The following is a 1,304-nucleotide window of genomic DNA, read 5'->3' as shown; positions in this document are numbered from 1 at the left end:
TTGAGGTGGCTCCGAAAAGCGGGACACATTTTTGCTCAACATGATGCAAAATGAAAGACCAAAAGTTGGTGAAAACTCGTCGGAGTTACGATCCTGAATTCAAACAAGAAGTGATCAGAATGCTCGTTTCGGGCAGAAGTGCCAGGGAAACGTCGGAGGCTTTTGGAATTGCCGAGAATGTTCTCTATCGTTGGAGAAGAATGGCAACGAAAAAGACAAAATTGAAAAGCGGCGAAAGTGGCAACGATAAAGCAGCGAAGCTAGCTGCGGAAGTTGCTAAGCTGCGTGCTGAAAATGAGCGACTGAAAACCGACCGTGAGATCTTAAAAAAAGCATTAGGTCTCTTGAGCCAGTCCGACTCAGGGACGTCTATGAGCTGATATGCTCGCTTTCTCGGACGCACAAGACCAATTATTTATGCTCGCTCTTTGAGGTGAGCAGGACGGCATACTATCGTTACCGTCAAGGGAAGAGCCACAACGCCGATAAAAAATACAACCGGCCGAAGCATGAAATTAGGAAGGAGTTTATTCAAAATTTCAAGCGATACGGTAGCAGGCGTATTAGAGAATCCTTGAAGCAAAAGGGGATAAAAATCGGGCGTAGGAAGATTGCTGAAATCATGCGTAAAGAAGGATTGAGAGCTATTCAGCCCCCGAAATTTATTCCAAGGACGACAGATAGCAGTCATGGGAAACGGGTGTCTCCAAATCTTTTACTGGATCAGCCCAAGCCAACGGCCCCAAATTGTGTATGGGTTTCCGACATCACGTATATGCCACTTAAAGGGGGCAAATGGGCGTATTTATGCGTATGGATGGATCTGTTCTCTCGTCAGGTAGTTAGCTGGCAATTGGCTGACAATATGCAGGAAAGCCTTGTCCGGGAGCCATTGGAAAGGGCTCTTTTGAGGCGCAGGGTAAAGCCAGGGATGATCATACATTCTGATCGTGGTGGTCAATATCTGTCGCACAGAATGAAGAAATTAATAAAGACCTTCAAACTGAAACAAAGTATGTCCCGCGCGGATGACCCGTACGACAACGCCTGGGCTGAATCGTTCTGGAGCAGATTAAAGGCCGAATTGAATATGCCGAAAGGTGGTTATGAGAGCTTGGAGCAATTGAAAACCGTGCTATTTGAATACATTGACGGATATTACAATACGAGGAGATTACATTCCGCTTTAAACTATCTGAATCCGGTGTCTTTCGAAGCCCGATACTATAGACAAACAGGATAAGATTGGCAGTTTTAAATATTTACTAACTCGCAAAAGTGTAAACCGAAACGGAACCACGTCA

Annotated in this window: 2 protein-coding genes; both read left to right on the top strand. The window is 45.2% G+C overall.

The features are described from left to right. The first annotated feature begins 50 nt into the window (after nt 1–50). The gene (locus tag J2Y43_RS33490) at nt 51–380 is read left to right on the top strand and encodes a transposase (RefSeq protein ID WP_309993749.1); all 330 of its coding nucleotides are present in this window, start codon (nt 51–53) and stop codon (nt 378–380) included. Next, nucleotides 335–1,243, top strand: a complete 909-nt coding sequence (locus J2Y43_RS33485; RefSeq protein ID WP_310226776.1) for an IS3 family transposase — start codon at nt 335–337, stop codon at nt 1,241–1,243. Before J2Y43_RS33490 ends, J2Y43_RS33485 begins: the two co-directional genes overlap by 46 nt. The last annotated feature ends 61 nt before the right edge of the window (nt 1,244–1,304 follow it).

This window comes from Dyadobacter sp. BE31 (assembly GCF_031457695.1).
Taxonomy (GTDB): Bacteria; Bacteroidota; Bacteroidia; order Cytophagales; family Spirosomataceae; genus Dyadobacter.
The sequence above is the reverse complement of the archived record's forward strand: the minus strand, read 5'-3'. Positions and strand labels throughout refer to the sequence as shown.